Annotated in this window: 16 protein-coding genes; 1 reads left to right on the top strand and 15 read right to left on the bottom strand. The window is 46.7% G+C overall.

Annotated features, from left to right (window positions below):
• Positions 1-34 precede the first annotated feature (34 nt).
• Positions 35-1,492 carry a MobV family relaxase gene (gene mobV / locus ABGT65_RS07890; RefSeq protein ID WP_346701127.1) on the bottom strand — a complete coding sequence of 486 codons (1,458 nt, stop codon included), beginning with the start codon at positions 1,490-1,492 and terminating at the stop codon, positions 35-37.
• A 273-nt stretch (positions 1,493-1,765) separates the two neighbouring features.
• Between mobV and ABGT65_RS07895 the strand changes: the two genes are divergently transcribed.
• Complete coding sequence (locus ABGT65_RS07895) at positions 1,766-3,082, top strand: hypothetical protein (protein WP_346701129.1); 1,317 nt, start codon at positions 1,766-1,768, stop codon at positions 3,080-3,082.
• Positions 3,083-3,980: 898 nt separating this feature from the next.
• Here ABGT65_RS07895 and ABGT65_RS07900 read toward each other — a convergent pair.
• The 14 genes from ABGT65_RS07900 to ABGT65_RS07965 all read right to left on the bottom strand — a co-directional run bounded on the left by ABGT65_RS07900 (position 3,981) and on the right by ABGT65_RS07965 (position 15,282).
• Positions 3,981-5,189 carry a relaxase gene (locus ABGT65_RS07900; protein ID WP_346701131.1) on the bottom strand — a complete coding sequence of 403 codons (1,209 nt, stop codon included), beginning with the start codon at positions 5,187-5,189 and terminating at the stop codon, positions 3,981-3,983.
• Positions 5,186-5,605 carry a plasmid mobilization protein gene (locus tag ABGT65_RS07905; protein WP_346701133.1) on the bottom strand — a complete coding sequence of 140 codons (420 nt, stop codon included), beginning with the start codon at positions 5,603-5,605 and terminating at the stop codon, positions 5,186-5,188. The genes ABGT65_RS07900 and ABGT65_RS07905 overlap by 4 nt, the downstream gene beginning before the upstream one ends.
• A gap of 316 nt (positions 5,606-5,921) precedes the next feature.
• A complete protein-coding gene (locus ABGT65_RS07910; RefSeq protein ID WP_346701134.1) occupies positions 5,922-6,992 on the bottom strand; it encodes an AAA family ATPase in 1,071 nt (356 codons plus the stop codon).
• A gap of 2 nt (positions 6,993-6,994) precedes the next feature.
• Positions 6,995-7,369: a helix-turn-helix domain-containing protein gene (locus tag ABGT65_RS07915; RefSeq protein WP_346701136.1), complete on the bottom strand. Its 375-nt coding sequence runs from the start codon at positions 7,367-7,369 to the stop codon at positions 6,995-6,997.
• Positions 7,370-7,470: 101 nt separating this feature from the next.
• The gene (locus tag ABGT65_RS07920) at positions 7,471-8,313 is read right to left on the bottom strand and encodes a hypothetical protein (RefSeq protein WP_346701138.1); all 843 of its coding nucleotides are present in this window, start codon (positions 8,311-8,313) and stop codon (positions 7,471-7,473) included.
• 168 nt (positions 8,314-8,481) lie between these two features.
• On the bottom strand, positions 8,482-9,597 hold the full coding sequence (locus ABGT65_RS07925) for a site-specific integrase (RefSeq protein ID WP_346701139.1): 1,116 nt from the start codon (positions 9,595-9,597) through the stop codon (positions 8,482-8,484).
• A gap of 379 nt (positions 9,598-9,976) precedes the next feature.
• The gene (locus ABGT65_RS07930; RefSeq protein WP_087309029.1) at positions 9,977-11,056 is read right to left on the bottom strand and encodes an IS110 family transposase; all 1,080 of its coding nucleotides are present in this window, start codon (positions 11,054-11,056) and stop codon (positions 9,977-9,979) included.
• Between the two features lie 226 nt (positions 11,057-11,282).
• Positions 11,283-12,161 (bottom strand): helix-turn-helix domain-containing protein, encoded by an 879-nt coding sequence (locus ABGT65_RS07935; protein WP_346701141.1) that lies wholly within the window; start codon positions 12,159-12,161, stop codon positions 11,283-11,285.
• A 456-nt stretch (positions 12,162-12,617) separates the two neighbouring features.
• A complete protein-coding gene (locus ABGT65_RS07940; RefSeq protein ID WP_273372993.1) occupies positions 12,618-12,851 on the bottom strand; it encodes a DUF6808 domain-containing protein in 234 nt (77 codons plus the stop codon).
• Positions 12,852-13,162: 311 nt separating this feature from the next.
• Complete coding sequence (locus ABGT65_RS07945) at positions 13,163-13,747, bottom strand: N-acetylmuramoyl-L-alanine amidase (protein WP_346701143.1); 585 nt, start codon at positions 13,745-13,747, stop codon at positions 13,163-13,165.
• A gap of 17 nt (positions 13,748-13,764) precedes the next feature.
• Complete coding sequence (locus ABGT65_RS07950) at positions 13,765-13,998, bottom strand: hypothetical protein (RefSeq protein ID WP_346701145.1); 234 nt, start codon at positions 13,996-13,998, stop codon at positions 13,765-13,767.
• Positions 13,999-14,001: 3 nt separating this feature from the next.
• Positions 14,002-14,292, bottom strand: coding sequence for a hypothetical protein (locus ABGT65_RS07955; RefSeq protein WP_273372998.1), 291 nt, complete (start codon positions 14,290-14,292; stop codon positions 14,002-14,004).
• Complete coding sequence (locus tag ABGT65_RS07960) at positions 14,273-14,746, bottom strand: hypothetical protein (protein WP_273372999.1); 474 nt, start codon at positions 14,744-14,746, stop codon at positions 14,273-14,275. The genes ABGT65_RS07955 and ABGT65_RS07960 overlap by 20 nt, the downstream gene beginning before the upstream one ends.
• A 47-nt stretch (positions 14,747-14,793) precedes the next feature.
• Positions 14,794-15,282, bottom strand: coding sequence for a hypothetical protein (locus ABGT65_RS07965; RefSeq protein ID WP_346701147.1), 489 nt, complete (start codon positions 15,280-15,282; stop codon positions 14,794-14,796).
• Positions 15,283-15,284 lie beyond the last annotated feature (2 nt).

Genomic DNA, 15,284 nt, shown 5'->3' on the forward strand with positions numbered 1-15,284 from the left:
TGTTTATCCGATTCTTTATTATAAACCTTGCCATTCAACGCTTGGGCTTCTTGCCGATGGAAGGGCGCATCATGCGGCTCGCCATCCTCATGCAGCGAAGCGCCCATGCCCGGTTGTACTCGTCTTCATCACGTCCCCATTTGAGGTCGCTTCCGCCACCTCCTCCGCCACGTGTTTCGGCAAACGTAGTGGCATCATCGACCATACCGAGAAAGAGCATCGTGGCGCAGCGCATGACTTCCGCTCCCCGTTCCGCCACGGAACGCACGAGCGTGTCGTCGAAAAGTTGCCGTTCGGAAGGCTTCATCCGCGCCGACAGTTCCCTCCACTCATCGACCATATTTTCCAGCATGGCGTCCTTGAGTAGGCTGTCCACTTTGGAGTGGACATCACGGGAGTATTCGTCGGCTTCCTCCTTGAGCTGTTCCGTGCGTTCCTCAATGGCATCCATGTTTGCCTTGAGGTCGGAAAGCTGTCGGTCGGCGGTTTGTAGCTTCTCCTGTTTGTCTGCCAGTTTCCCTTGGATAGCAGTCAGCTCTTTTTCGAGCTTTTCTTTCTCGGCAGATAGGGTCAAAGCATCATCTTTCCGGGTATCCATATCATTTTCGAGTGCCGACAGTTGAGCCTCTTTTTCGCTCTTCTCCCTTTTCAAGTTTTCCACCATCGAGGTCAAACCTTTGACTCTGCGCTCTGCCAGCCGAATGTCCGAATGGAGGGCGGACAGGACTTCCTGATGCCGGCCAATCTGTTGCTCAATGGTGGTGCATTCTTCCGAGAGCATACGGCGGTATTCTTCCGTCGTCCTGTGCCGTGCGCCGGTCTCGGCGACACTACGACCTCTCTCCATTCCCCACTTCGTGTTGACCTCGGCGAAAAAGTCCGTATGGAGCTGTTTCATCCTCGCGCTATATTCGAACTTGTCCTTTCCGGCGAATATCTCTTTGTACGCAAACCTCCCGTCCTTGATTGGCAGAAGCGTACAATGCACGTGCGGGTTCAATTCGTCGAGGTGTACAATGAAGGCGGCGACATTCTGCTCGCCGTATCTGCCGCAAACGAATGAATAGACATCCTTCGCCCAACGTTCGATGTCGCTCTTCCTTTTGATGCGGGTATTGTCCGCACCTTTTTCAAAATCCACCTTCTGCGTGCCGAAAGCGAGTTCGTGCATCCGCTCCCGCGAACCGCCGAAGATGATGTTTACCACCGTGCGATACTTCGGTTCAATCAATCCCTCGTTGGGGTCCTTGATGCCGCGACGGCCCAATATGTCCGCTATCCGTTCCGGGATATTGCGGCTCGTGTCGATGGGGCGAACCTTGCCTCCGGGCACAATCTCGAAGTTCAGATGTTTGCGGGTGGGGTCGTAGTTGCCCTTGCTCATGGCGTACTTCTCCGCCTCTTCGCTGCGATTACGCAGATGTTCGTTGCCTTGGGCGGCGGTGATCCCTTTCGACACCTGAACGTCGAGAACCTGTTTTGCATTTGCCATACTGTTTCCGTGTTGTTTCGGACAATTCCCCGTGTCCCAGCTTGCTGCTTGCATGGACACTTCTCCCTGCGACGTCAGTCAGCAGGGGTATTAGGCTACCCCGAAATGGATTCAGTGTATAACGGATAAACTTGTGCTTATTTTGCGAATGGCAGATGTTTTCTGGTTATGATGAGAGTTTTACACTTGGTAAAAGTTGATACAGTTTAGTACGATACATCTGAAATGATTATAAATTTGTGTATTTTTATTGATGTTTTCAGAACGTAAAGGATGAAAATTACAATTGTTTCATTAAGAGATTGTGCTATATATTTGGAGGCTCATACGCTTCGTATGTGTCGGCTTGTTTCTTCGATATTTAAGATAGACAAAACCGGTGCGATATTGCCGGTCCAAATAGCGGATGAGGAATTTAGATCCCGTTTGAAACAGTTGGATATATTAGGAAAAAATGGCTTTCCCGAGACGATAAGATATGAACTAAACAACATCCCCGTCAATTCAAAGTTTATCGTTATTGTCGGAAGGGATTATCAAACAGACCAAATCATATTATATCGCTTGAAAGGAGTCGTATATGAGTTCAACGGGAAAGAAAATTTTATTCAGCCTTATGCAGAAAGGATGGAACAGTTTTCATCCAACTATTCGGTGTGTATATTCAATGGGCAAGGTCGAATGCAATACATCGGAGAAGCTGACAAATCGAAAAGAGTATGCCGTTTCTGCCATCGCTCTGCTCCGTTAACCTCATTTACTCATAAATCCCATGCCATATCTGAGTCCTTGGGGTATAAAAGCCTTGTTTGCCATGAAGAATGTGATGAATGCAACGAATATTTTAGCCGGACTATTGAACCCGATGTCGTGAATATGCACTCTTTCCTGCTTTCTTTGTGCGGTATTTCAGGAAAAAAGGGAATACGAAAAACATGTGGCGAGAATTTTAAGTTTTGGCTGGATCGTTCAAGTCGCCAATATAATTCTCAGGGGACATTTATGATGCAATTAAAGGATCTGCATATCGAGAATGGAGATATCAGAACAGGCATTCAGAATCTGCCGCCTTTGGATACGTCATCCCTAAAGTACATTCCGCAAAATGTATATAAATGTTTCTGTAAATATGCGGTGAGCTGCCTGCCCCAAAATCAAATCGGCTTTTTCCAGAAAACAATAGATTGGATCAATGCACCTGCGAATTATCGGAGGTTGCCTATGGTTGCATCCTGTTCCGTGGATTATACAACTCCTTTGTTCTCTTTATGTATCCGTAAGGAGCAAGACTACAGGTATCCATATTGTTGGGCTTCACTTAATATAGCCAATGTGCGCTATATGTTTATTGTTCCATTTTCTTCGCAGGACAGATATAGTTTTACTACCAAGGCAAGATATCAATTCTTTTTGGATATCCTTCGTTCTTGGTTCCCTGTGCTTGATATGCAACCAATGCAGTTATCTTCCTCAAAACCAGCCCATACTGTTGTGGATGTGAAATTCACGATGGACGACAGGTGTAAATTGGGTAGAGATTATTTTATAATAGATAAAGGAAACGGTGAAAAAGAAATAGGTGGGCAATGATACGCTGGTGATAGTTGCGGCCATTCTATTCAATAGCCGGAGCAGGAAAAACCCCGTATTTGTGTCGAAATTGTGTACCCGCCGAAAACGGAACAGCCGCCTGTGTTGCTGCAAGCGGTTGTCTTTCAAGTTGTACCACCAGAAATCAAACCGGAGACACAAGGATTTTCAGTTGTTCATGTATGGTATAGAAGTGTTAATTACGCCAGGACTCTGATTACAGCGAAAAGAGAAATATGAGCTTTACTTTATTTCCGTTTCATACATACGTTCATTAAAGTAAAATCAAACGAGTGGAAGAAAGGAGATGTCTGCGCCAAGTAACTTATTGACTCCAGCTATTTTTTCGTTTGGCGCGACTCTGTTGAAAACAGATAACGGTTACGAAAATTCAGTTTACTTTAGTTTATTAGCTCTATATATAAGCTAAACCAAAGTAAACTATATTTAGATAGGCATATTTGCTTGTCAGTATGCCTATGACTATTATTGTAAGAGCAGTTTGCTGACAAAAAAAAGGAAGCGCAGACAGAAGAGAGATTGGATGTTTTTCTTTTTTGGCTGCAAGTATGTTCATCAATAAATGGCTCTTGGAGCAGAGAGAATAACTGCTCACTGTAGAACACGGACTCCTTGTGCAAACAAGTGAAAGGAATGAAACCTAATGAAAATAGAAAAGGCTTGAATTTGCTTTAATCGATGGTTTTGTTTCTGTGTTGTTTCTTAATCAAAGATGTAAAGATATAAATAAATTGATTATAAGTGGATTATGTATAGAAAACTTACGCTAATTTCAGATTTTTCAGATTTATAAAGTAATTTTCCCATATCCGGCAATCCTGGCGGACTATTAGCGGTCGCACGAGGCGGCCGCTTTTTGTGTGCTTGTTTCATGACTTTATCGTCTTAATCCTGTTCTCGGTTTCTTACCCAATAGGAGGGTAGCAGCACGTGCACAGCGGCGGGCCCATTGCAGGTCGTCATCGTCCTTGTCCCGCCAGGGGAGATCGCTTTGCGAACCTCCGCCACCACCTCCGGTAGATACGGCGGGCGTATCAAGCATACCAACAAAGATAGCTACGGCTATGTCGGTCAACTCGCTGCTGTTGGCAACCTCCCGGTAGTCGAACTCTTCATTGAAATAGTCAAGTACCCGCTCCGGGATATAGAAACGCTGTTCCATTCCGCCATGGGAAGAAAGCGTGTAGGACACCGAGCCGGAACGATAGTGAGTATAGTCCATATCGGCTGCCTGTCTTTGAACAGGTTCCAGCCGATGGCTATGAGAAGTATTGACCTGAGCGGCAAGCCTCTCCCGGTAGTGGAGCTTTTGCCACGTACGGGGAAGTTTCGAAATCATCAGGTTACGGGCCACTCCCAGTTCGGAGGCCTTGTATTTGGTATTTCCTTTGAGGATCGCATATCCACGGAGAACATCTTTCTTGTCTTTCCGTTCATATACGGAATAGCCTCTCCTGGCAAGTGCCTTCTTGTATTCTTCCCATGACCACGATGGCATGATTCTCAATACCTCCATGCACTCTCTGCTTACTTCCGGAATGTTGCGACTTCGGATCTCTTCCGCAGTCTTCCAGCCACGTTTCACTGCAACTCGCTCGGCTGCACGTTGTGCCCGAAGATGAATGTTATGGTCATTGTTGATGTCCCCGTTTTCATCAAAGCGGCAAATTGCGGCATGGAGATGGGGAACTTTCCCTTTGGATTCCATGTGCAGGTAAACCGTGTATTTGCTGTTTGCCAGATTGGTCGGGCAGGAACGGACTTTCCCGTCCTTGCCAGTAATCACTTGTTTGTCGAACTCTTCGGCAAACTCGTGCCATAACTTTTGCCAGTCCTCAATGTCATAGAAACTGGTATGCTCAGGCGATGGACTCAACTCTATTCTGATAATGGAATTCTTTATCGGCCGATGCTGGGCAAGGGTCAACTGCATAGAGTTCCATATTCCCATAGCGTCCAGATCCGAGGGCAACAGATTGTCCAATACCCGATATATTTTTTCCGGATGCTTCTTGTGTTTTGATTCGCCAGTAATATAACGAAGGTCATTGATACCGTAAGATATGGCTTTGGCTTTTGCAATCATTTTTCTTCGGATTGAGGGTTGGACGGAATTTTGTTTTTCTCCTTTACGGCTTCTAGGAATTGGCAGACGCCTTCGGCAACACTGGAAAGTTCTCCGAGCCAGCCGACCATGAACGGAATCTGATTGAACATTACCATCCGTTGTTTTGTGGACATCCCGTGAAGTGCGGAGGTATATTTTACGAGATCAGACCGACAATTGTCCAAATTCTGCAACAGTGCCGCCTCTTCTTTCGTGAGCCTCGCTTTGGGCTTGAAGTTATACGCACATGACAATATGTAGTCGCTTACGGTCATGCCGCATTGTTCTGCCAGTGATTTTATATGGTCTCTCTGGCTGGGAGTGACTTTTGCCCCGACAAAGACGCTTCTTGTTTCTTTCGGGGAAGTTGATGTATTGGTAATATTTTCTTTCATTTGAATCGTTGTTATAATGGTTGAAAAGGTGCGAGCTTGCGAGTACCGTACTGGCGAAGGAACTGAGCAGTCAAGAGCGCCAATGTACAACCGTAACGCAGTGAGGTTATACCTTGGCATATCTCGAAACAGTTACCTGTTTATGCTTCCCCGCAAGCCATATCGGATGCGTATAATGAATTGGCACTTGGACAATGAAATGCAGGATAATATTATCCACTAAAAGAGGGGAGAAAATGAGTATCTCACATGGTGATTTCCTGCCGACTTTGCTTTATTCTAATATATACACCCCTGCAATAAAGTAAAGTTGTATTCAGTAATGGCATTCTGGATTGAGAATATAATTTTTCCCCTCCTTTATAACCATCCGCTTGTTACCAAGAAAGGTGGCTACCTTGACTGCCTTGTTGTAGCCGAGCTTTACATTGTGCAATCCGTAAGCTTCCTTCAGACGTTCCAGGTAGTCATCGTAACTGCCGATATTGCCATTGGCAAAAGCGGCATCCACTGCAGCACGATGTACAGGCTCAGGAATCTCCCTCTGCGGATCGAACGGTTCTTTGGTTGGTCGCCCGCTCTTCTTCTCTTTGGACAGATATGGTTCTACCAGTTCGGGCAGGACGTCTTCGTTTATGCGGAAAGCGAAAGGTTCAAAGTCCCGGTCCCGGATGTGAACGGCCTCGACCACGCTTATGGCTTTGTCATCTTTGTCCACTTCTACCTGCAGGATGGTTTCCGCCTTGTTGTTGAGTTCCGTGCCGATGTGACCACGCGCATGTTCATCATTCTTGTTCTGATGCAGGACAGTATGGATATGGATTTGTTTGTCGTCCGTCCACTGCATGAATTTCGAGATAACTTCGGTAGATTCACTGGATGAATTGATGTCGTAAAGGAAATCACGGATGCCATCTATAATGACCAGACCCAAACCAGGTGTGGTGCCGATAGCTTCTTCGACTATCAACAGGCGCACTCTTGGTGCAAACTTACGCAGAGACAACATGATCAGATTTTCCGGCACCTTGTCATCCGGCATTTCCGCCAGACGCAGGATGCGCTTCAGTACCTGTTGACAATGATGGCGTCCTTGCTCCGTGTCGATATACAGAATCTTCCTCTTGTTCTCGGGGAACATGGAACGGTAACGAAGAACAGTGCGGCCATTCAATGCTGATGCGGCAATGGCCGAAACGTTGAAAGTCTTCTTGCTTTTGGCTTTCCCGATGGAAGCGCTGAAATTCCCCAATGTGCCTATAACAGCATCATCCACCATCAACACTGCCGGCGCCTCATCATAGTTATTCGTGACGCTCACGGCTGCTTCCTCTATAAAAACTGCCAGTTCTTCACGTGAAGGAATCGTTTCGTCCGTCTTCTCCATCATTACCAGTTTTTAAGGTTAGGTTTACGGCGATGGGAAGCGAGCATGGCTTCGTTCTCTTCCTCGAAAGTTTGCGGAGCCGGATTCTTTCGGGAGGATTCCAGCCATTTATCCAGTTCATCCCGATAAATGTATAGATGTTTCCCTTGCTTGATGACTGGAATATTATCTTTTTTGACCTTGTAATAAAATGTCGATAACGGCATTTTGAGATAGGCGCAAGCTTCCTGCACGGTCATGGGAACGTGCGTGTTTTCTTTGGCTTCATGCTGCTTGGACAGTTTTTCTGTCAGCAGATTTTCCATGCTTGCTATCCGGTCGCAAAGTTCGCCGACTACTGCCGGCAAGTCATTGAATGTAAGTTGGTCTGTTTTCATATTATAACTTTTTAATCGTTCAACATGCTGCGAACCAACCCAATGAAGCTTTGCAGAACAATACAGACCGGATTAATTATTTCATCTGCATACGTTTTTTGTTACGACTCATCGTTATCTGTTTCCAAATGGAAGCGATAGTCTCCCTTTTCAGGTACATCAATTGGAATCTGACTTGCTACCTGATCCCGCAAATTAAGTCTGAGATATTCATGACTCGCGTTTTCAAGTTCGTATGGAAATGATTCTTTGATAAAGACGGCTCTTTTCGCCAACGGTACTCTCAATCGTTCACCGACATTCCACGCCAGATGACGAAGTCCCGGTGACCGTAGCGGATTGTCAATATTGGAACGAATCGGTTTGTAGAGCTCCGGCTGATCACAAGCCATGTACTCAATGTTGGAAATGAGAGTCGCTATAGCCTCTTTGGAGAGATAGGGGGCAGTCTTGATGGTTACATATTCCCGAATCGCATCCATAACTTTTACTTGCCTTTTCAATTCTTTCTCTTTGAGTTCTTCCAGAATGGAGTCATACTTTTCCAAATGAGATTCATTGGAACAATCGGGGATGACAGGCTCTTGATTTGACTGTAGGGATGGAGCATACTCCTGTTTAGAAGAACCCGCCGGTTGTTCGGCAGGGAGTGTTTCGGCAATACAAACAGGCTCTGTGGTGCTCTCTGATTCTATAACAGGAGAGGATTGTTCACCAAAAGAGAAGTGGATAGGATTTTTCGTCAGCCAATTATAGAAAAATTTCTGCAGGACTCCACACAATATGATGGACATCGCCAGTCCGAGAATTACAGGAGTTGTTATGCGCATGATGTTGATGTCATGGCAAAGGGTAAAATAAGTGGCTATGGCCGCAAAAATGATAACGGATAGCGCAAGGATAAAACTTATTTTCTTAGTTCGGATTTGTTCTGTATTTGTCATCTTCTATCACTATTTGGAATTACTGTACGCCAAAGTTATGTGCGTTATTCCAGATACTGATAAATAATGAGTTATAATCGTCCGATTTTACACAAAAATTACGGATATAGTTCGATTTTTCGCTCAAAATCAAACTATATCCGCTAAAACAGGTGGTCAAAATGCCTGTCAGTCTTTCCGCATCAGGGTGATTTTCTTGCTGGCTTCACGCTTGTTGCTGTCCACTACTTTCATGTACCTTTGGGTTGTGGTTATACTCTTGTGAGCCATCATGCTTTGTATGGTGCGGATGTCCGTTCCGGCAGCCGCTTGCAGCGTAGCGAATGTTCTACGATAGGAGTGGAATGTGATCTTCTTGGTGATTCCAGCCGAACGAATCCACCCTTTCATGTAAGTCTGGGTCCAACAGCGCTGTAACCCCTTGAATACCATTCCCCGCTTGTCAGGGCTGTAGCCGATCAGGTCCAGTGCTTCCTCGCTGATGGGGATGATGTCCTCGGAGCGGTTCTTTTTGGTGATGATGTGTACGCACTTGCCACCGGCCGAATAGTCCACGATGTCCTCCCAGCAGAGGGCGAGGATGTCGCTGATACGCAGGCTGGTCATGCACGAGAAGAGGGATGCCGTCTTCAGTACGGGCTTCTTGCAGGGTGTCTCGGCCAGCTTGTAGAGTTCTTCCACTGAAAGATAATCCTTGACTACATCTTCGGTCTCGATCTTTTCGAGGAAGTCGTTGACGTTGTTGCGGATCAGTCCGTTACGGTAGAGGATTTTCAGAAGTCCCCTGAATGTAGACCAATATCCCGATGCGGAGTTTCGTGTGATTTGTCCGTTACGCTTGAGTTTCCTTGCCGTCAACAGGTACTCACGGAACTTGTTGCAGAGATCAATGTCGAGTTCCTCAAAAGTACATTTCCCATGCACGAAGTTGCTGAAATGGAGATAGACAAATTCCCACTTTGGGTCATGTTTACGGAGCTGATTACGGAAATACTCCAGGAAATCAGCCTTGAGTTTGTACTTGTCGAAGAAATCATACCGTTCATTCACTACCGACTCGAACCTGCGGCAACGGATGGCTTCAGCCTTCTCGGCCATTACCTCGTTGAAGTCCTGTTCCCGTTTGTTCTTCGGATTGGCATATATATAGATGCCAAGCGATTCATGACGGATAACTTTCATTGTTTCCTTGTCTCTATACCCAGGATAATAATCCAGATAAAACGACAGCATCCTGTTTTTCAAAGGACGTGTTCTTAATGTTACGGTTTTACAATCGTTCATAATGTTATTTCCAGTTACAATCCAAATAAATTTGGATCAAAGTTTTTGGTTAGATTTGTTTTTATTTCATTAACAACATATTGCGTTTCTTGAAGATCTTCCCGGCCAAAGGTCAAGGCACAAGTGACTCCGCCGGCCTCTGATCGAGCCGGTGCGGAGACACTTCGTGCTTAACACCTTTGGCCCTTTCGAAAGCCGAGATTTCAGAACCCGTAAAAAACCTTCGGTAAACAGACTTTCCACAGCGGTCAGCACGCTGCCGCATGTTCCTGTATTAGTTTACAAAGGCCAGAGGAGCAAACTATTTTAAGCGGACGTTAACGCCGCAAACATCATGTAGTATTCTCTCTGGGAAAATCCGTTTACCGGAAGGGTTTCTCTATGACATGACACTATTGACATAATCAGTCTGGTGCTTGAGTACGAAGTATAATCTGTTGACCAGTTTGCGAGCGACCTTTACGATGGCCTTGCTCTTTGGCATTCGCTTGCACTGTTCAGTAAAAAACAGGTTCATCGCAGGGTCTTGACGTACCGCCACCCATGCGGCCTCTATCAGGTTACAGCGCATGACGGCGTTTCTTCGCACGGTAATGTCTCCTGTCCCATCTTTCTCTCCACTGGAATGGCACATCGGGATCATCCCGATATAGGCGGCCAGTTGTTCGGCATTGCGGAAACGGGCAATGTCGCATATCTCCGAAAGAAATGCCATTCCCGTAGCCTGTCCGAACCCCGGAACGGTCATAATCAACCGCAGCGGTTCGCGAAACCGGTCCGTCTTGGCCAATGTCCGCAAAGCCCGTGTCATCTCCAACTTCTGGCGGCGTAGCTCCTCCAGATGCCGGATTTGAATGTCGAGGGCCTGACGCCCGCTCGGTGTGAGGGTTTCAACCTCCTTCAACCAGGCAATAAAACGTTTTGACCAGTTGGAGAACGGTTCGAGGAACTCTTGTGGAATCCCAATGCCCAGATACCGCAATTGGGACTTGATCCGGTTCTTCTGACGCGTCGTGTCTTTTGTTATCGAGTTCTTCAATCTTATCAAGGAACGCATCTCCAACGATGCGCTGTCCGGCGTGTAAATGCCTTTCAGTTCGTTGGCTCGTAAACTCCGCGCCAGCTTGCTGCTATCCACGGCGTCACTCTTACGAAGCTTTTCACTGCTCTTGGTCGGAACATCCCCCGGATTGACCACGATGTTGTCAATCCCTAATGCCGTCAGCCGTTCGTGTATCCAGAACCCGCAGAAGCCGGCTTCGTATACCGAATGATATTCGGCTCCCGGATAACTCCGCGCCAGAAATCCGTGCAATGCTTCCGGACTCGGATGCTGACTAAACTTCTTCAGCACGGAGGTCTCCGACAAGACCGTAACCGACCAACTCTTCAAATGGACATCGATCCCTATATAAATCTTTTGTCCTCTGAAACTAATTTCGTTTCTTTGTCCTCTCATGGCTATCGCTATTTTAGTTAGTTAAGGTTTGGCTGCTTTAATCTAACCAAAATCTCGATAGCTTTTTTCTTCTATCCGCTATCGGTGCGGTCTACTCGGATCGTAAACATAGGAACTATTTTTTATGGTTGTTATTAATTCGCTGGCAAATCACTGTAATGTAACCATGCAGACCACCTTCAGTGACGATTAATTTTAGAATAATTTACGGTAGCCTATAATCAGGTCACTTACGGACACCCATAACCCGGTCAAAGTCCACTTTCAGGAAGCGGACGAAGCGCCCGTTCTTCTCTCGACTGATCTGATGGAATTGTAGGATATTATAAACCGAGTCTCGGGAGAGTTTGAATTTTTCCATTGCCTCCTTGACGGTGTAGTATTCGGCCTTGCTCTCTTCCGCAGAGTTTTTCGAGAGATCGAAGTGGAGTTTGGAGTAGAATATCTGCCCGTGTTCTTTTTTCGAAGGTATGTTGTTACGGTAGACGTGTGAACGGATGGTGACACGTGTCATGCCATATTTCTCCTGAATATCTTCGGGCGTGTACCATTCCGTCAGGTCAGAGTCCACCTCATATTTGGCAAAAGCAGCATCAATATGTTTCTTGCTGTAATAGTTGAACTGGCGGATTCTCACTTTCGGAACCTTGTGCTGTCGTGTATAAGTCCATACCCATTTGGCATTGACCTTATATTTCTGTGCAATCTCCTCGGCGGTGTAATACTCGGTGATGTCAAAGTCGTTTTTTGCTACCAGCCGTTCATAAGGTTTGCTTTTGAGCATGAGTTCGATGTCGGCTTTCCGTATCAACGACATCTTTCCGCTGAGCCGAGATGCACGGAGTTTCTCTTCCTTTACCAGTTTGTAGATGTACTGGCGGCTTACACCCATCAGACGTGCTGCCTGCGAAAAAGTGAAGTATTCCTGCTTTTCCAGCGACGAGCGCAATTCCTGCATCTCCTGCATATGGCGCAGCTCCATCTTCCGTTCCATCATTCGGTGTTTGTAACCTCGTTTCGAGCATTGCGGGCTGCAATAACAGGTAGTTGTTTTCTGTGCGATGAAGGGTTTTCCGCACCATTGACAAATTCTTTTTACTTCCATATTTTCGTCCTATTTTCTGCCATTTTACATGAATTTTAATTTCCCTTTTTGTCCACACATGTAAACCATTGTCAACACACGTCAACTAATGCGTCACTGTGATATTTGGGCAAACCGTGAATTTCTGTCACGGTAGAAATATGTATGAAAAATATGGATAAAAACCGTTACTTCCAAATACGGTCTGGAAAGTACATAAAAACAAAAGTCGCTGATATACAGCGACTTTATTCTAAATGGTTATGGTTGGTTACGGTTGTTTACAAGCCGTCATTTGCCGATGCAGAATGTCAGGTCCAGTATATAACCTATTGAAAACCAATTAAAAGAAACAATTTTCGCCTACCGATTACCACAGAATAGCAACAAAACAGCAGTAAAACCAGCCTAAACGGGGCGAAATGGTGGCTCGGCATTCCGTCGGTCAGGGCAAAGGTAGCAATTTCCCCGAAGCCGTCAAAATCTGAACAGGTTATATGATATTCCCACCCCGATATACGGCTGCGCACCCTGCGGCGTGAAGCCATAGCCGACCTGAACGCCGATGCCCCACCGCTTGGGCTTTTCCTTGATGCGGACTATCTGCGTAGGCTGCTTGAATAGCAGGCTGTCGAGCGACGGCTGGTAGCCGCTCACGTAGGCGCGGTAGTCGTCCGTCTCATACACTTTCTGCGTGATAGGCACGTTCACCCTCACGCTGTCCGCTGAGGTAACGTCAACGGTGATTGCTTGCGCAGGCTCCGACTCATCAGCAATGGTTGGCTGCTCCTCCTCCCTCGTCACTTTCACTACCTCCGTGATGTAGCGTATCACGACGCTATCTCGCGGTACGGGCTTATACACCCGTACTGTGTCGTAAACAGTAGTAGTGTCGCACACGACCGCATCACAAACCGTGTTATGCAAGCGGCTGTTTGGGAAGAGCCGAGCTATCACCGTTGCCCCTAACAGCATTCCGAGTACCAGTATGAACAGGCACTTTATCAGCTCACTTTTCATAATCAGCCCTCCTTAATGTAGGACATGATGCCGTTGACATGAAGCCCGATGATCGTCTTTTTCCCTGTCTCGGACAGAAGATAGGCGACATCCTCCCTGTTGTCCTGAAAAAGGTTCTCAGTCAGGACGGCGGGGCATTTCGTATGTTTGAGAATATAAAAATGCGCCTCCTTGTCAGGGTCTCCGTCAGTCATGTCCTTTCTTATCTTGAAGCCCGCTTTCTCGGCTTCACGGTAAAGACAGGTGGCAAGTTCATCAGCCTTTGTCTCGCCGACAGAAGTCCAAGCCTCCCAGCCCCGTGCGTTCATCCATTGACCGCTCCCCGCAGCGTTGCAATGAACTGAGACAAGAATGACATTCTTTGTGCCGAACTTCTCGCAGACTGCATTCACTCGCTGACAGCGCACGGCGAGAGGAACATCAGTCTCTTCCGTGACTATACGTTCAGCGTCAAAGCCCCGTTCTTTCAGTTCTGAAACAATTCTCTCGGCTATCTCTCTCGCGTATGCGTACTCTCTCAGAGAACCGTCAGGGGAACATTTCCCCTTTGTGTCAACTCCGTGACCGTTGTCTATTAAGATTTTCATCTGTTTTTTGTTTTAAGTTAGATACACCCGATAATAATCCCGATAAGGTCGCACAAAAGGTCTTTTTTCTCGAAAGTCCCTCTCTTGAGCCACTTGTCCCAAATGAACTCCTTACCAATCCCTACAATCGCCGTAATCAAAACAGCCGCCCAAAGTGGGAGCAGTACGTTGAGTACGCTAACGATGATAACGCTGCAGATGATGTGCAGAAGGCCGTCAGTACCGACCCAATTCAAGATTTTTTCTTTCATTGTTTATCCTTCCTTGTTTATTGGTTTGTCCCTGTTGTTTCTCTTTTCACTCAATGCCTTGTTAATACCTCCTCCTGCCATGAAGCCGCCTATGCAAAGCATGAACAATCCCAAAGCATCGAGCTCGGTTTTCAAGTATCCGTTGGTGCATACGTCCCATATCAGGCAGAAGCATACGCACAGACCTATTAAAGCCCCGACAAGGCTTGACAGCACGAGTGCAAACGACTTACTGCTGTCAAGCGTGTCCGCCTTTATCAGGCTTTTCAGGTATTCAGCTATCTTCATTCTCATCTTTGTTGTCTGTTTCTTGACCGCACTCATAGAACGCATCATAATCCCCAGCGGCGAGTTTTTTAAGGCGACAGTATGTGCGCTTCGGCAGCCGACCTTTGAAACACTCATCATCAGGGCGAACACAGACATTGTGTTCCGCCTCTTTGAGGGCAAGTTTCAGTTCATTGTTCTCGCGTATCAGTGCGTTGTTCTCCCTTTCCTGCTGGTGCTTCTCTATGTACAACTTGTCAAGACGTTCATTCAGTTCCTTGATTTTCTCGTCCTGCTGTTCGATGCGCTTCTGCAAGCTCTCTACAAGAGATTTCATTACATTCAGCTCCTTTTCGTCAGCCTCGATGTTTTTCATTCGGCGTTCAGGCTTCATAAAGAACAGGAATTTTATCAGCCCTATACCCCCAAGCGAGCTGACTGCCAGGACAACAACTTTCACTATTTCGCTCAATACATCCATGAGTTCTAAATTTTAATAGAGTTTTGTACAAAGGTAGTGAATTGTGATTATATTGTAATCACTTTCGGGGCAATTTGTGGCAAAAGAGGCTCTAATTCGTTGATTTTGTCCCTCATCGCCTGCCGTTCCGCGTGCACCTCCTCGATGTCGTAGGGCATAGGCTGTCCCAGCATAGAAGCCTCGTAGCACTTCATCACCTTGTAGTCGCTGTCCGTGAGAGCCTGCTTGAGGTCAGCCACCTGCTGCTTGATACGCTGATAGTCGTAGCGTTTCTCGTAGCGGTAGGCGATACGCTCCCCTTGGTCGTAGGGAACGGGGACTATGATGTAGTTCTCGTCCTCGCTCACCAACGCCTCGGGGCTGATAGCGTCCACGGGCTTCCACTCCTCAGACAGTGCAGCTATCTGCTGCTCGACGGACACCGTTTCCGTGTGCTGGACTCCGTCGCCGTCCACCCACGTTCTCGTTATCGGCTTGATGAGCCGACTGCGGAGGTACTTGCCCTCCATATAACCATATTCCGCTTGCTCGATCATAA

This window comes from uncultured Alistipes sp., from assembly GCF_963931675.1.
Taxonomy (GTDB): Bacteria; Bacteroidota; Bacteroidia; order Bacteroidales; family Rikenellaceae; genus Alistipes.

What these genes read in the sequence shown, in the direction of transcription:
- mobV (WP_346701127.1), bottom strand. Translation starts at nt 1,492, where the DNA reads ATGGCAAATGCAAAACAGGTTCTCGACGTTCAGGTGTCGAAAGGGATC.
- ABGT65_RS07895 (WP_346701129.1), top strand. Translation starts at nt 1,766, where the DNA reads ATGAAAATTACAATTGTTTCATTAAGAGATTGTGCTATATATTTGGAG.
- ABGT65_RS07900 (WP_346701131.1), bottom strand. Translation starts at nt 5,189, where the DNA reads ATGATTGCAAAAGCCAAAGCCATATCTTACGGTATCAATGACCTTCGT.
- ABGT65_RS07905 (WP_346701133.1), bottom strand. Translation starts at nt 5,605, where the DNA reads ATGAAAGAAAATATTACCAATACATCAACTTCCCCGAAAGAAACAAGA.
- ABGT65_RS07910 (WP_346701134.1), bottom strand. Translation starts at nt 6,992, where the DNA reads ATGGAGAAGACGGACGAAACGATTCCTTCACGTGAAGAACTGGCAGTT.
- ABGT65_RS07915 (WP_346701136.1), bottom strand. Translation starts at nt 7,369, where the DNA reads ATGAAAACAGACCAACTTACATTCAATGACTTGCCGGCAGTAGTCGGC.
- ABGT65_RS07920 (WP_346701138.1), bottom strand. Translation starts at nt 8,313, where the DNA reads ATGACAAATACAGAACAAATCCGAACTAAGAAAATAAGTTTTATCCTT.
- ABGT65_RS07925 (WP_346701139.1), bottom strand. Translation starts at nt 9,597, where the DNA reads ATGAACGATTGTAAAACCGTAACATTAAGAACACGTCCTTTGAAAAAC.
- ABGT65_RS07930 (WP_087309029.1), bottom strand. Translation starts at nt 11,056, where the DNA reads ATGAGAGGACAAAGAAACGAAATTAGTTTCAGAGGACAAAAGATTTAT.
- ABGT65_RS07935 (WP_346701141.1), bottom strand. Translation starts at nt 12,161, where the DNA reads ATGGAAGTAAAAAGAATTTGTCAATGGTGCGGAAAACCCTTCATCGCA.
- ABGT65_RS07945 (WP_346701143.1), bottom strand. Translation starts at nt 13,747, where the DNA reads ATGAAAATCTTAATAGACAACGGTCACGGAGTTGACACAAAGGGGAAA.
- ABGT65_RS07950 (WP_346701145.1), bottom strand. Translation starts at nt 13,998, where the DNA reads ATGAAAGAAAAAATCTTGAATTGGGTCGGTACTGACGGCCTTCTGCAC.
- ABGT65_RS07955 (WP_273372998.1), bottom strand. Translation starts at nt 14,292, where the DNA reads ATGAGAATGAAGATAGCTGAATACCTGAAAAGCCTGATAAAGGCGGAC.
- ABGT65_RS07960 (WP_273372999.1), bottom strand. Translation starts at nt 14,746, where the DNA reads ATGGATGTATTGAGCGAAATAGTGAAAGTTGTTGTCCTGGCAGTCAGC.
- ABGT65_RS07965 (WP_346701147.1), bottom strand. Translation starts at nt 15,282, where the DNA reads ATGATCGAGCAAGCGGAATATGGTTATATGGAGGGCAAGTACCTCCGC.